Here is a 14,778-nt window from a genome sequence, read left to right on the forward strand (position 1 = left end):
CGGCCCCACAACAGGGATCACCTATGTCGGCGGTACGCATCGGCCCATACACACTACGTAACAACCTGATCCTCGCGCCCATGGCCGGGGTCACGGACCAACCTTTCCGTACGCTTTGCAAGCGCCTGGGCGCAGGCATGGTGGTATCGGAGATGGTCTCCAGCGACATGAGCCTGTGGAACAGCCGCAAGTCGAGCCTGCGCCGCATCCATGAAGGCGATCCCGAGCCACGCTCGGTGCAGATCGCCGGTGGTGACGCGCAGATGATGGCTGCAGCAGCAAAGGCCAACGTCGAAGCGGGCGCCCAGATCATCGACATCAACATGGGCTGCCCGGCAAAAAAAGTCTGCAACAAAGCTGCAGGCTCTGCTTTATTGAGAGATGAAGCTTTGGTCAGCGAGATCCTCCACGCCGTGGTCGGCGCTGTGGACGTCCCGGTGACCCTGAAGATCCGCACCGGTTGGGACCGGGCGAACAAGAACGGCCTGAACGTGGCGAAAATTGCCGAACAGGCCGGCATCCAGGCGCTGGCGGTGCATGGCCGTACACGTGCCGATCTTTACACCGGCGAAGCCGAATACGACACCATCGCAGCCATCAAGCAAGCGGTGTCGATCCCGGTCTTTGCCAATGGCGATATCACCTCGCCAGAAAAGGCCCGGGCGGTGCTGGATGCCACCGGGGTCGACGGCTTGTTGATTGGCCGGGCAGCCCAAGGGCGGCCATGGATCTTTCGCGAGATCGAGCATTACCTGCGCACTGGCGAACACCTGCCAGCGCCGCAACTGGACGAAGTGGAACGCATCCTGCTGGAGCATCTGGCCGCGTTGCATGCCTTTTATGGCGATGTGATGGGCGTACGTATCGCCCGCAAGCACGTTGGCTGGTACCTGGCAACACGACCCGGCGGCAAGGAGTTTCGCTCCCGGTTCAACGCTTTGGAAGACACACAAGCGCAGTGCGCCAACGTTCGCGCGTTTTTCAGTGAACGTCGACAGAGCCTTGGGACAGAGGACGGACAAGGGGTGGCCGCATGACGATGATGACAGAGACATTTGTGAGTGGAACAACGCCCGTGAGCGACAACGCCAACCTGAAACAGCACCTCAACACGCCGAGCGAAGAGGGCCAGACCCTTCGCGACAGCGTCGAGAAGGCGCTGCACAACTACTTCGCCCACCTGGAAGGCGCGACCGTCACGGACGTGTACAACCTGGTGCTCTCCGAAGTGGAGGCGCCCCTGCTCGAAAGCGTGATGAATTACGTGAAGGGCAACCAGACCAAGGCCAGCGAGATGCTCGGGCTGAACCGAGGCACCCTGCGCAAGAAGCTCAAGCAGTACGACTTGCTGTAAGCCAGAATCCCAACCAGAAAAGGCGGCTCCCTGAACAGAGGCGCCTTTTTTGCAGACTCCACCGCGTTATTGGAACCCGAAATGACCGACCAGACTACCCGCCTGCCAGTCCGCCGCGCCCTGATCAGCGTCTCCGACAAGACCGGTATCCTCGAATTCGCCCGTGAGCTGCAGCAGCTCGGTGTCGAGATCCTGTCCACCGGCGGCACCTACAAGCTGCTCAAGGACAACGGCGTGAACGCGGTGGAAGTGGCCGACTACACCGGCTTCGCCGAAATGATGGATGGCCGGGTCAAGACCCTGCACCCGAAAATCCACGGTGGCATCCTGGGCCGTCGCGGCACCGACGACGCCATCATGAGCGAGCACGGTATCAAGCCGATCGACCTGGTTGCGGTCAACCTGTACCCGTTCGAAGCCACCATTTCCAAGCCTGGCTGTGACTTGCCAACCGCCATCGAGAACATCGACATCGGCGGCCCGACCATGGTCCGTTCGGCAGCCAAGAACCACAAAGATGTCGCCATCGTGGTCAACGCCAGCGACTACGCCGGCATTGTCGAAGGCCTGAAGGCCGGCGGCCTGACCTACGCCCAGCGCTTCGACCTGATGCTCAAGGCGTTCGAGCACACTGCCGCCTACGACGGCATGATCGCCAACTACATGGGCACCATCGACCAGGCCAAGGACACCCTTTCGACTTCCGCACGCAGCGAATTCCCGCGTACCTTCAACAGCCAGTTCGTCAAGGCCCAGGAAATGCGCTACGGCGAGAACCCGCACCAGAGCGCGGCGTTCTACGTAGAAGCCAAAAAAGGCGAAGCGAGCATTTCCACTGCCATCCAGCTGCAAGGCAAGGAGCTGTCGTTCAACAACGTGGCCGACACCGACGCCGCGCTGGAGTGCGTGAAGAGTTTCGTCAAGCCGGCCTGTGTCATCGTCAAGCATGCCAACCCGTGCGGCGTGGCTGTTGTGCCTGAAGACGAAGGCGGCATCCGCAAGGCCTACGACCTGGCCTACGCCACCGACACCGAATCGGCCTTCGGCGGCATCATTGCCTTCAACCGCGAACTGGACGGCGAAACTGCCAAGGCCATCGTCGAGCGCCAGTTCGTCGAAGTGATCATCGCGCCGAAAATTTCCCAGGCTGCCCGCGACGTGGTGGCTGCCAAGCAAAACGTACGCCTGCTGGAATGCGGCGAGTGGCCAGCCGAACGCGCTGCCGGCTGGGACTTCAAGCGCGTCAATGGCGGCCTGTTGGTACAAAGCCGCGACATCGGCATGATCACCGCCGATGACTTGAAGATCGTCACCAAACGGGCCCCGACCGAGCAAGAAATCCACGACCTGGTATTTGCCTGGAAAGTGGCCAAGTTCGTCAAGTCCAACGCCATTGTCTACGCCAAGCAGCGCCAGACCATCGGCGTGGGTGCAGGCCAGATGAGCCGCGTCAACTCCGCGCGTATTGCTGCAATCAAGGCCGAGCATGCTGGCCTGCAGGTGCAGGGCGCAGTCATGGCATCGGATGCGTTCTTCCCGTTCCGTGATGGCATCGACAATGCCGCTAAAGTGGGTATCAGCGCCGTGATCCAGCCGGGTGGCTCGATGCGTGATGCCGAAGTCATCGCTGCTGCTGACGAAGCCGGTATCGCGATGGTATTCACCGGTATGCGCCACTTCCGCCACTGATTTACGGCAATCGGCCGCACTGAAGCAGGCATCTGCTGCGTTGGGGCCGGTTCCGCTGATGCTCATTGCCAGAAGGCAACTCCGCTCATCGGAACCGGCCCCGCCTTGCATCTACCTGCTTCATTGCGACCTCGTACAGCGTGAGGCTTCGCCTTGCGCCCGAAAGAATTCGAGGTTTTGACATGAAAGTTTTGATCATCGGCAGCGGCGGCCGTGAGCACGCCCTGGCCTGGAAAGTTGCCCAGGACCCACGCGTGGAGAAAGTCTTCGTTGCCCCAGGCAACGCCGGCACCGCCATTGAAGCCAAGTGCGAGAACGTCGCCATCGACGTATGCGCCCTGGAACAACTGGCCGACTTTGCCGAGAAAAACGTCGACCTGACCATCGTCGGCCCGGAAGCACCACTGGTCATCGGGGTGGTCGACCTGTTCCGCAGCCGTGGCCTGGACTGCTTCGGCCCAACCAAGGGTGCAGCGCAGCTGGAAGGCTCCAAGGCCTTCACCAAGGACTTCCTGGCGCGTCACAAGATCCCGACCGCCGACTACCAGAATTTCACCGAAATCGAGCCGGCCCTGGCCTACCTGCAAGAAAAAGGCGCGCCGATCGTGATCAAGGCCGACGGCCTGGCTGCGGGCAAAGGCGTCATCGTCGCCATGACCCTCGAAGAAGCCGAAGCCGCCGTGCGTGACATGCTGGCCGGCAATGCCTTCGGTGAAGCCGGTTCGCGCGTGGTGATCGAAGAGTTCCTCGACGGCGAAGAAGCCAGCTTCATCGTCATGGTCGACGGCCACAACGTGCTGCCCATGGCCACCAGCCAGGACCACAAGCGCGTCGGCGACCAGGACACCGGCCCGAACACGGGCGGCATGGGTGCCTACTCCCCTGCCCCGGTCGTTACCGCCGACGTGCACCAGCGCGTGATGGACCAGGTGATCTGGCCAACCGTGCGCGGCATGGCCGAGGAAGGCAACGTCTACACCGGCTTCCTCTATGCTGGCCTGATGATCGACAAGGCGGGCAACCCCAAGGTCATCGAGTTCAACTGCCGCTTCGGCGACCCAGAGACCCAGCCGGTCATGCTGCGCCTGGAGTCGAGCCTGGTGCTGCTGATCGAAGCCGCCTTCGCCAAGGCGCTGGACAAGGTCGAAGCCCAGTGGGACCCACGCCCGAGCCTGGGCGTTGTGCTGGCGGCTGGCGGTTACCCGGGCGACTACGCCAAGGGCGACGTGATCAGCGGCCTGGACGCAGCAGCCAAGATCGAAGGCAAGGTGTTCCATGCCGGTACTTCGCTCAAGGACCGCCAAGTGGTCACCAACGGCGGGCGCGTGCTGTGCGCCACGGCAATGGGCAGCACGGTTGCCGATGCGCAGCAGCAGGCTTACCGCCTGGCCAGGGAAGTAAGCTGGAACGGCAGTTTCTACCGCACCGACATCGGCTACCGGGCCATCGCCCGCGAGCGCGGTGAACACCAGCAGTAAGCACTACCGGAACGCCGTGCCGCCCGGGGCTGTCAACCGCCCGGCGCACGGCATCCGGCTCGTCGACAAGGCCCGGCACGGGCCTTGCCTTCGACTTGGCGCGCCGCGCATAGTTAGTACCCGGCACATCGGCTAAGAAGGGATTTCGTAGTGCGTCGGCTTCGGATTGCCTCAGCTCTGATCGTCACCTTGCTGACCTTGCTCTTCATGTTACCGGCTGCAGCCGAGCATGACGGAGGCTGGACCGTTCTGCTCGACGAACAGGCCAACCTGCAACTTAGCGATGTACGCTCCGAGCGCTATCGCAACCAGTTCAGCCCGCTGGTACTTGCCGAACTGGATGCCGCTCCGCCGGAGCAGGCCTTGTGGCTGCACTACCGCCTGGAACCAGGCGACCAGGAGCAACTGCTTCGGGTATTCGCCCCCGACCTGTCTGGGCTTGACCTATACGCCCTCCAGGGCGACCAACTTCTGCGTCAGTTGCACCACGGGCGCCAGGCCGGCAATGCCAGCCCGACCCTGCGTGGCAGCGACCATGTACTGCCCCTGCCCAACAGCAGGCAACCACTGGACATCTACCTGCGCCTGGTCTCCGAGCACCAGCTGCGCCCGGCCATCAGCCTTGAACCTGCGGCCGTAGCCGCCTCGGACCATAGCCAGCCACTGCTGTTCGGCATGCTGTTCGGCGGCTTGGTCATGCTGATCCTGCATAACCTGATCCGCTTCCTCTACAGCCACTCCACCACCACCCTGATCCTGGCGCTCTACCACAGCCTGATGCTGCTCAGCGGCCTGATCCTGCTGAACCTCAGCGGCCCTTGGTGGCACGTGTGGCACAACGCGCAAACCCCGGCCGCCTACCTGACACTGGTACTGGCCGGCCTGGCGGGGCTGTATTTCACCCAGCACTTCTTCAACCCGTGCAACTCGCCGCGGATCAACCGCCTGCTGCAGGGCGAAATGCTGGTGGTCGGGGTCAGCGGGCTGGTGCTGCTGTTCGTCGACACCCTGCCCCTCAACCTGATGACCTACGCCTTGCTGGCGCTGGGCAGCGTGAGCATGCTGCTGGTCAGCAGCTACCACTGGTACCGGGGCTATGCACCCGGCCGGCTGTTCAGCCTGGCCATGGTGGTGTTCAACCTGGGTGGTTTGGTGCTGCTGCCGGCACTGCTGGGCCTGACCCGTACCGCTACGCCTTGGCTATTGTGCATTCTGCTGGGGCTGGCCGTGGCCAGCGGCCTGCTGCTCAACCTGGCAGTCAGCGAACGCCTGCGCCGCATGAGCGAAGAGCGCTTCAGCGCCAGCCGCGCCTTGGCCGCCAGCGATGCCGAAATGAACGCCAAGGCCGAGTTCCTGGCCAAGATCAGCCACGAAATCCGCACCCCCATGAACGGCGTGCTGGGCATGACGGAGTTGCTGCTGGGCACACCGCTGTCAGTCAAGCAACGCGACTATGTGCAGACCATCCACAGTGCCGGCAACGAGCTGCTGACACTGATCAACGAAATTCTCGACATTTCCAAACTGGAGTCCCGGCAGATCGAGCTGGATGACGTGCAGTTCGACCTCAATGCACTGATCGAGGATTGCCTGAACATCTTCCGCGCCAAGGCCGAGCAGCAGAACATCGAGCTGATCAGCTTCACACAGCCGCAGGTACCGCGAGTGATCAGTGGCGACCCGACACGCCTGCGCCAGGCCTTGTCGAGCCTATTGGAAAACGCCCTGAAAAACACCGATCAGGGCGAAATCCTGCTGGTAGTGGCACTGGACCAACGGGGTGAGCTACCGCGCCTGCGCATCGCTGTGCAGGACAGCGGCGAACCGTTGGCCGCCGCAGACCGTGAAGCCTTGTTGCAAGCCGAGCTGCACAGCCACCACTTCCTGTCCAGCAACAAGCTGGGCGGCCACCTTGGGCTGGTCATTGCCAAACAGCTGATCGGCCTGATGCAGGGCGAGTTCGGCATCAAGAGCAGCACCGGCATGGGCAACACCCTGTGGCTGACCCTGCCGCTGGACCCCTCTCGCCTGGAGCAGCCACCAACCGATCTCGACAGCCCGCTGCGCGATGCCCGCGTGCTGGTGGTGGACGACAATGACACCTGCCGCAAGGTGCTGGTGCAACAATGCAGCGCCTGGGGCATGAACGTCAGCGCGGTGCCTTCGGGCAAGGAAGCGCTGGCCCTGTTACGCACCAAGGCGCACCTGCGTGACTACTTCGACGCCGTGCTGCTGGACCAGAACATGCCGGGCATGACCGGCATGCAACTGGCCGCCAAGATCAAGGAAGACCCGAGCCTGAACCACGACATTCTGGTGGTAATGCTCACCGGTATCAGCAATGCACCGAGTAAGGTCATCGCACGCAACGCCGGGGTCAAACGGATACTTGCCAAGCCGGTGGCCGGCTACACACTCAAAACCACCCTGGCCGAAGAACTGGCTCAGCGCGGCCGCGATCAGGCGGTGCCGGCCAGCCTGCCCGGTATCCCGCAGGCACTGGACCTGCCAGGCGACTTCCGCGTGCTGGTCGCCGAGGACAACAGCATTTCGACCAAGGTAATACGCGGCATGCTCGGCAAGCTCAACCTTGAGCCCGACACCGCCTGCAATGGCGAGGAGGCCCTGCAGGCAATGAAAAACCAGCGCTATGACCTGGTGCTGATGGACTGCGAGATGCCCATTCTGGACGGTTTCTCGGCCACCCAGCAGCTGCGTGCGTGGGAAACCGCCAACCAGCGCCAGCGCACCCCGGTAGTGGCACTGACCGCGCACATTCTTACAGAACACAAGGAACGCGCCCGGCTGGCGGGCATGGACGGGCACATGGCCAAGCCGGTCGAGCTGTCGCAATTGCGCGAACTGATCCAGTACTGGGCCAATCACCGGGAAGCCAAGGTGGACCCGGCGCCTACTTCCTAGACTACGCTGTCGTGCAGTGAACACTGATCACCAGATCAATACGGCCCGCTCCCACAATAATTGCGCAACCTTTTTGAGTTTCCGAGGACCAGCGCTCATGCTCCATGAGTTGTTCAGCGTCTACCTGAAAATGCTCGTGCTCTACAGCCCGTTCTTCGTGCTGTCGTGCTTCATCAGCCTGACCCGCGGCCACTCCAGCAAGGAGCGCAAGCAACTGGCCTGGAAGGTCGCTTTCGCAGCCCTGGTCGCCAGCGTGCTGCTCTACCTGTTCGGTCGGGTGATCTTCGGTATTTTCGGCATTACCGCCGACGCCTTCCGCATCGGGGCCGGCAGCGTGCTGTTCATTTCGGCTTTGGGGATGGCGCAGGGCAAGCCGGCGGTACAGGCCGACAACGTGCAGCAGGACGTGACGATCGTGCCGCTGACCATTCCGCTGACGGTTGGCCCCGGTACCATCGGTGCCCTCTTGGTGATGGGTGTGAGCCAACCGCACTGGGACGACAAACTGCTGGCCATCGTCAGTATCGCGCTGGCCAGCTTTACCGTCGGCCTGGTGCTTTACCTGTCGCACGGTATCGAGCGGATCCTTGGCGACCAGGGCCTGCAGATCGTCAGCCGTCTGATGGGGCTGTTCGTCTGTGCCCTGGCGGCGCAGATCATTTTTACCGGGATCAAAGGGTATCTGGTGCCTTAGATGGCATAGTCATGAATGCGCGCCTGGGACACCTTGACGACGCTTTCCTGGACTTTTGGCAATACGCTGTTCTCAAAGGCCAGAATATTGAACCGTACCAGTTCCGCACGCACATTCTTGTGACTGCGCTTGCGGCTGATGAACCCTGCACTGAAAACAGACTGTTTGTCCGCTTCGTGGTAAACCACCATATCAACCCGGTTGTTGCCAGCCGGCGCGCAGGCCAACACTTGAAAGTGTTGCCTCTCGAATGCCTTTGTCTCAAGTTCCTTCAGCACCGAGGGCTTCTTCAGCAATGTTTGAATAGACACTTTCACCGATGTAGCAAAGCTGTCTCCGGCCGTTTTGGACAGCGTCTGCAGCAGTTGATCCGTCTGCTGCGTACGCGTCTTGTCCGGCCAATGGATCTGCTCGGCCGTTACGGCATCCCACCCCATGAATTTGAGCTGGTTACGGTAATAAGCGAACCAGTCTTTTATCAGCCCCTCCTTGTAAGCGGTATCGGTGGCTCGTTCGGCCATCGCCAGGGCCAGCTTCACCTTGTCTTTCTGCGCGGCATCAATGCCTGGCAAAAAGGAAACGATCCCGGCGCCGATCACGGCAGACGTGGCTTCACTCATGATGCTGCTCCTGTAGGTTGCGCGTAAGGGTCAAAGCGGTAAGCAGCTTGTGCGTCTTTGCTTTGCATCAAGGCTTGCAATTCACCACGCTGGTGCTGGAAGCGCCCTTCATCCAACGCCAGAGAGACGCCATTGAACTCGGCTTCGCCATCAAGCACGTGTTCGCTCGTAAATGTCTCCGTCGAGACCAGCGAGAGTGGCTGGTCGATTTGCATCGAGATGCTGCACAGGTCCAGTGTCGGTCCCGGCTTGAGTACGCCGAGTTCGATGACCAGCGTGGAGGACTGGGCCTGGTCGTGTGCGCTGAACTTCAGCAGGTGCCGCAAGCCCTCAGCAGATCGAGCGAGGCCCGACTTGATTCCCGCCAGCACGGCCTCATGGCGTAACGAGCGAATTTTCAGCCAGGCTTCAAGTGGCTGTATATGCGCGTTGCGCACGGGTCGCCCCAACTGCTTGAGGTCATGTGTGCTGGCCAGCTTGATCCAGCCCAATTGGCGGTAAGCCTCGCGATACGCGGCATACCAGCGTTCATAATTGTCGATGCGTGAACCGGCGTGCTTGTTGGCCACCAACTGTGCGTAAAGGATTGAATCAAAAGCGGCCTGGCGTTGTGCCTCGACCGTGCCCGGCGAATACAGCAATGCTGTTCCGCCAATCAACATCAATTGCTCAGCTGCTCTATCCATCGTGTTACCTCATCACAAAGAACCGAACAAGGCGGCGTTGCGACGACGCCGCCGAGCAATCAGATGTCGTACTCGAGAACGTTCTCGACGCTGCGCACGCCAAGTTTGTTTTCTACGGTTTCGCGCACTTTGTCGTAGACGAAGTTGTTGAGCGTGAGCACTGCCGTACCGGCGTAGTACGAGGTTTTGTCCAGCTTCCACTGGATACCCAGCACGTCGTCGTCCAGTTGCGGGGCAGAGGCCTGGATGCAGCTCACCACCATGACCACATCGTTGTTTTCGGTTTCAATGCAGGCCGCCATGCCGACCATGCCCCTGGCCTTGTTCTTGCGCTTGTGATCAAGCACCTTGGCATCGTTTTCGACAGTGGTCAGTTTGTCGAAGGCCAGCTTTGCCACTTCGCCCAACTTCGTGCCGCCCAGCATCGCATTGCCCACCACACCGATCGCGCGGATCGCCACGGCGCCGACGGTGACAGACAGTTCCGCCGAAGTTTCAAGTTCGAAGGTACGGCGTGGGATGGTGAAGCCAAGGTCACGCATGACGTCGATAAATTTGTCGTACCACTCCCGGCTCTGCTTTTCGGCGTTAAAGGCTTTGTCGGCGACCAGCGTGGCGAAGTGGAAGGCATTCTTCACATCGTGACGGCTTTGCGCAGACATGCCCGCGCCGCAGGCAAGCAGGTTGCCTTCTACCAGGATGGCAGCGTTGGTGGTGGTGACTTGTGTTGCATCGGACATTGGAAACTCCTTGATGGTTGCCCCTTGAGTCAGGGGCAACCACCTTAGCCAGCGCGTTGGCCACGAAGCGCGCTGAAGGGTTTCCGACGCAACTAGTTGGCGGTGGGGTACCAACGCGGCGTGTACGCCCACACCCCACCCGACAGGCGAGGGAATACACAGGTTGTAGAGGACCCGACCAAAACCATGGTGCGCATATCGACCATTTCCGGCAGCAGCTCGGCCAAGGTGACTACCTTCAGCGTCTGCCCCGGCCTACCGATGTCGCGGCCAAGGACTACAGGCGTGTTCCCCTCGCGGTGGCGACGCACAACCTCCAGTGCCACCCCGAGCTGGTGCGGCCTGGACTTGGAAATCGGGTTGTAGAAGGCCAGCACCAGGTCCGCCTGGGCCGCCAGGTCCAGGCGCTTTTCAATGATCGACCAGGGCTTGAGGTTGTCCGACAGCGACATCACACAGAAGTCATGCCCCAGCGGTGCACCCGCCTGCGCAGCGGTAGCGAGCGAGGCCGACACCCCAGGCAGGATCTCGAGGTCGACGCGATGCCAGGCGGGGTCACTGGACTCGTGCAGCGCTTCAAGCACTGCAGCGGCCATGGCGAACACGCCTGGGTCGCCCGACGAGACCACCACCACCGAACGGCCTTGTGCCGCCAGCTCGAAGGCATGCCGGGCGCGCTGCATCTCTTCACGGTTGTCGGTGCAGTGCATCACCTGGTCGTCACGGAACGGCCCGGCCATGCGCACGTAGGTTTCGTAGCCGAGGATATCCTCGGCGCGTGCCAGCTCGGCCTTGACCGCCGGCACCATAAGCTCGGCAGCGCCAGGGCCGAGGCCGATCACCGCCAGCCGGCCACGACGGCGGCCGACCTGCGCGGCATCCACCGGCGCCGGCGCCACTGCGATGACCACTTCGGCCTGTTCTATCAACTCTGCGCCTGGCAACGCTGCAGCCACCATGCTGGCCACATCGCCTGGCCTGGCAGCGAAGCGCAAGGCTACACCCAAAGCCTGCGCGGCCTCGTGCAAGGCACTGTCGGCCATGGTTTGCTCGTCCGCCAGCACGCAGGCTACGGATCGCTCAGCGATGCCGGCCTGCTGCAATGCAGCTCGAATACCGTTCAGGTTGCCACCTGCAACCCCCACTACCACCGAGCGGGGGTGGATCAGCAATTCGTCTCGGTTGGCCGGGCGCGCCTGATGCCCCACATGAATGGTTCGCCGTGCTGCATCGCTGGCAGGCAACTGCACCTGTTGCAGCCACGGCGCATCACCTTCGATGCGCACCGCCTCGCCAGCCAGCAAATCAGAGACAAAGCGCTTGCCTTGCTCGATGTCCGCCAGTGCATAACCCTGCGGCGGGTTCAGCAGGCAAGTGCCGAACCGCAGCTCGCCGCTGGTGGTGATCGCTGCAGCAACGCCCAGTGCGTCAGCGATTTCGCGCGCCATCACGTTCACGCCGCCCAAGCCACCGAGCAGCGGCACCACAGCGCTGCCATCCTCGGCCACGGCCAGCACCGGCGGCTCGGTGCCTTTCTCGCTGAGCAGGCTGGCCAGGCTGCGGATGACAATGCCGGCAGCACACAGGGCGATGATCGGCGTGTCCTGCTGGTACAACCCGCGCAGGGTCTCGCCGAACGAACGGTACGATTGGTCTGCACCCTCGACACGCCCCTCCAGACCATGGATCGTCGCCTGTGGATACCATTGCTGGATACGCTGCGCCGTCGCCAGGCTACCCGGGCCAAGCATGACGATTGCCGGGGCATTGTGCGTGCTCATCCCTGCCATTTTTCCCCCGGCACGATGATCAGCGAGAAGTACGGCGACGACTGAGGGTCGACCTGGTCCAGCGGCACGATCTTCTGGTTGGCCATGGTAGCCCGCTCCACATACAGCGCGCGCCCATCCAGGCCTAGCTCGGCCAGTACGTCGCGGACTTTGGGAAAGTTGCGCCCAAGTTTCATGATCACCGCCGCATCGGCGTCGGCCAGGCGGCGCTTGAGCTCCTCTGCGGGTAACACACCAGACAAAACCGACAGGCTCTGGTTGCGGTACACCAACGGCGCGCCCAGCACCGAGGCGCCACCGAGCATCGAGCAGACGCCCGGGATCACTTCGGCCTCATAGCGCTGCGCCAGGCGGTCGTGCAGGTACATGTAGGAACCGTAGAAGAACGGGTCACCTTCGCAGATCACCGCCACGTCGCGACCGGCATCCAGGTGCTCGGCCACCTGCACGCTGGCTTCGTCGTAGAAGTCGCTGATCACCTGCTCATAGGACAGCGGTGCCGGCAGGGCTTCGGTAGTTACCGGGTAGACCAGCGGCAACAGCGTCTGCTCCGCTTGCAGGTGCGCCTCGATGATGCCGAAGGCATTGCCACGCTTGCCCTTGGCCACGAAGTAGCCGACCACTGGCGCCTCGCGCAGCAGGCGCAGGGCCTTGACGGTGATCAGTTCAGGGTCACCCGGGCCAACGCCCAGGCCAAGCAGACGTCCACGCGGCGCCATCACTCCACCTCCGTAGCCAAGGCGTTGACTGCAGCGGCAGCCATCGCGCTACCGCCCAGGCGGCCTTGCATGATCACGAACGGCACGCCGCGGCTGTCGGCGGCCAGCATCGCCTTGGACTCGGCCGCACCGACGAAACCGACCGGGAAGCCTAGGATCAGCGCAGGCTTGGGTGCACCGGCGTCGATCATCTCCAGCAGGTAGAACAGGGCGGTGGGCGCGTTGCCGATCACCACCACGCTGCCTTCCAGGTACGGGCGCCACAGCTCCAGGGCTACCGCGGAACGGGTGTTGCCGGCGTCCTTGGCCAGGCCTGGCACGCTGGGGTCGCGCAGGGTGCAGATGACTTTGTTGTCGGCAGGCAGGCGGGCCCGGGTGATGCCTTCGGCGACCATGTGCGCATCGCACAGGATCGGCGCGCCGTTAAGCAGCGCCTCGCGCCCGGCCCGGCCGGCGCCTTCGGAGAACTGCAGGCCATCGATGGCATCGACCATGCCACAGGCGTGGATCACGCGCACGGCGAGCTTTTCGAGGTCTGCGGGGATCCGCTCGAGTCGGGCTTCCTCACGGATGATCCGGAAGGAATTGCGATAGATCTCCTGACCATCGCGGATGTAGTCAATCATCAAGGTGCTCCGTCGGCAGGTCGAGCATGGCGCCTGCTTCATTCAAGGTAAGGTCGGTGCCGCGCAGGGCGCCAAAGCCCGGTTGGCGCGCGTCACGCAGATAGAGGTCATATCGGCCCGGCGAGCGGGCCAGCAGGGTGGCCGGGGCAACATGGGCCACGGCGCAGGAACGGGGGCAGCCAGACAGGTGCACGCTGGCGGGCACGCCAGGGCCCAACAGCGCGGCCAAGGCAACGGCGTCGGCCTTTGTCTCGCCAAGCGCCTTGGCGCACCCGCTGGCACCGGTGCAGGCGCTGATGCGCGCCAGCGGTTCATGGTCGTGGCACAGCAGGCCCAGGGCGGACAGTTCGGCCTGGGCGGTGTCGATGTGGTGTGCTTGCAGGTTGGTCAGCACCAGGCTTTGCCAAGGGCTGAGCCGCAAGCTGCCATCGCCCCGTTCCCGGGCCACCCGCGCAGCCCCGCGCAGCATGGCCGGGGTCAGGCGGCCTTGCGGCGGGGCTACGCCAAGGGCAACGCCTTCTGCCTGCGGCAGCGTGCCCAGCCAGGAGGCGCGGTGCTGTTCACGGCGCCAGGCGAGCACGGCGGTATCACGGCGGATGTCCAGGCCGAGCCCATCGACGAAATCGCTTGCCGGGCACACCTCGAGCAACTGGCGCATGCGCGACTGCGTCAGGGTGGCCAGGTCGAGAAAGCGCTCCAGCACCGCACGCACCAACGCCAGGCCCTGCGCCAGCGGCACGGCGCCGAGCACCTGGCCGTCCGCCGGGCAGCCCGCCAGGCCAAACGCCAGCCAGGTCTGCTGCTCCAGACGCAGGGCCGATAGCCACAAATCGTGGGGGTGCTCGAGCATGGCGAGGCGCTCGCCGGCATCCAGCTGCACGGCAAACTTGGCCGACAATTGGTGAAAGCGCGGGGTGCCTTCCAGCAGGTCGAGGATCTGCCCTGCCAAAGGCCGTGCATCCAGCAGCATCGCCGGATCATGCCCGGCCAGCGGGCTGAGCATGAGGTTGCGCACATCGTCACCGGCCACATCGCGCGGCCCCAGGCCGGCTGCGAGCAGTGCCTCGACCAGGGCGCGATGTGCGTTGCCAATGCCGCGGATCTGCAGGTTGCCACGGTTGGTGGCCTCGATCACGCCGCCGGCAAAGCGCTCGGCTGCCGTCGCCACCGCGTCGGCCTGGTCGGCCAGCAGCAAGCCGCCTGGCAGTTTGATGCGGCAGATGCCGCCATCACGGGCACTGACAATACGCCACAACCCCGGGCAGGCCGAGGGGCGGGGCGAAACGTTGGGGGCATGGGCCTGCGTCAAAGGGGCGTCCGGCAATCTGTGAAAATGCGCTTGAGTGTAGAAGGCGCGGTATTATGCCTGCTTTGTCCGGCGGCATGAAAAGCCGGTGGTCGAGCATCCTCAGCGATTGAGGAGAAATTCAGGGCTGTGTCGCCCTCTTCGCGGGCACGCC

Annotated in this window: 13 protein-coding genes; 6 read left to right on the forward strand and 7 right to left on the reverse strand. The window is 63.0% G+C overall.

Annotated elements, in window-relative coordinates; genetic code table 11:
• The first annotated feature begins 23 nt into the window (after positions 1-23).
• From dusB to AC07XM_RS08810, 6 genes are all read left to right on the forward strand, one after another.
• The gene (gene dusB / locus AC07XM_RS08785; RefSeq protein WP_016489376.1) at positions 24-1,037 is read left to right on the forward strand and encodes a tRNA dihydrouridine synthase DusB; all 1,014 of its coding nucleotides are present in this window, start codon (positions 24-26) and stop codon (positions 1,035-1,037) included.
• Positions 1,034-1,354 (forward strand): DNA-binding transcriptional regulator Fis, encoded by a 321-nt coding sequence (fis, locus tag AC07XM_RS08790; RefSeq protein WP_012274390.1) that lies wholly within the window; start codon positions 1,034-1,036, stop codon positions 1,352-1,354. Before dusB ends, fis begins: the two co-directional genes overlap by 4 nt.
• Before the next feature lie 81 nt (positions 1,355-1,435).
• A complete protein-coding gene (purH, locus tag AC07XM_RS08795) occupies positions 1,436-3,043 on the forward strand; it encodes a bifunctional phosphoribosylaminoimidazolecarboxamide formyltransferase/IMP cyclohydrolase (protein WP_016489377.1) in 1,608 nt (535 codons plus the stop codon).
• Between the two features lie 182 nt (positions 3,044-3,225).
• On the forward strand, positions 3,226-4,521 hold the full coding sequence (gene purD, locus AC07XM_RS08800; protein WP_102689306.1) for a phosphoribosylamine--glycine ligase: 1,296 nt from the start codon (positions 3,226-3,228) through the stop codon (positions 4,519-4,521).
• A gap of 150 nt (positions 4,522-4,671) precedes the next feature.
• On the forward strand, positions 4,672-7,443 hold the full coding sequence (locus AC07XM_RS08805; RefSeq protein WP_023049271.1) for a hybrid sensor histidine kinase/response regulator: 2,772 nt from the start codon (positions 4,672-4,674) through the stop codon (positions 7,441-7,443).
• A gap of 97 nt (positions 7,444-7,540) precedes the next feature.
• Complete coding sequence (locus AC07XM_RS08810) at positions 7,541-8,137, forward strand: MarC family protein (RefSeq protein ID WP_016489380.1); 597 nt, start codon at positions 7,541-7,543, stop codon at positions 8,135-8,137.
• Here the strand turns inward: AC07XM_RS08810 and AC07XM_RS08815 are convergent.
• The 7 genes from AC07XM_RS08815 to cobG form a co-directional block, all read right to left on the reverse strand.
• Entirely contained in the window at positions 8,134-8,757 is a 624-nt protein-coding gene (locus AC07XM_RS08815) for a hypothetical protein (RefSeq protein ID WP_016489381.1), read from the reverse strand. The genes AC07XM_RS08810 and AC07XM_RS08815 overlap by 4 nt on opposite strands.
• Complete coding sequence (locus AC07XM_RS08820; RefSeq protein WP_024717366.1) at positions 8,754-9,443, reverse strand: hypothetical protein; 690 nt, start codon at positions 9,441-9,443, stop codon at positions 8,754-8,756. The genes AC07XM_RS08815 and AC07XM_RS08820 overlap by 4 nt, the downstream gene beginning before the upstream one ends.
• A 59-nt stretch (positions 9,444-9,502) precedes the next feature.
• Positions 9,503-10,183: a hypothetical protein gene (locus tag AC07XM_RS08825; protein ID WP_016489383.1), complete on the reverse strand. Its 681-nt coding sequence runs from the start codon at positions 10,181-10,183 to the stop codon at positions 9,503-9,505.
• Positions 10,184-10,275: 92 nt separating this feature from the next.
• Positions 10,276-11,973, reverse strand: a complete 1,698-nt coding sequence (gene cobJ / locus AC07XM_RS08830; RefSeq protein ID WP_102689307.1) for a precorrin-3B C(17)-methyltransferase — start codon at positions 11,971-11,973, stop codon at positions 10,276-10,278.
• Positions 11,961-12,692: a precorrin-2 C(20)-methyltransferase gene (locus AC07XM_RS08835; RefSeq protein WP_016489385.1), complete on the reverse strand. Its 732-nt coding sequence runs from the start codon at positions 12,690-12,692 to the stop codon at positions 11,961-11,963. Before AC07XM_RS08835 ends, cobJ begins: the two co-directional genes overlap by 13 nt.
• Positions 12,692-13,318 carry a precorrin-8X methylmutase gene (locus AC07XM_RS08840; RefSeq protein WP_016489386.1) on the reverse strand — a complete coding sequence of 209 codons (627 nt, stop codon included), beginning with the start codon at positions 13,316-13,318 and terminating at the stop codon, positions 12,692-12,694. The genes AC07XM_RS08835 and AC07XM_RS08840 overlap by 1 nt, the downstream gene beginning before the upstream one ends.
• On the reverse strand, positions 13,311-14,642 hold the full coding sequence (gene cobG / locus AC07XM_RS08845) for a precorrin-3B synthase (protein WP_102689308.1): 1,332 nt from the start codon (positions 14,640-14,642) through the stop codon (positions 13,311-13,313). The genes AC07XM_RS08840 and cobG overlap by 8 nt, the downstream gene beginning before the upstream one ends.
• Between the last annotated feature and the right edge of the window lie 136 nt (positions 14,643-14,778).

The sequence above is a fragment of the Pseudomonas sp. GW460-LB5 genome, from assembly GCF_059423245.1.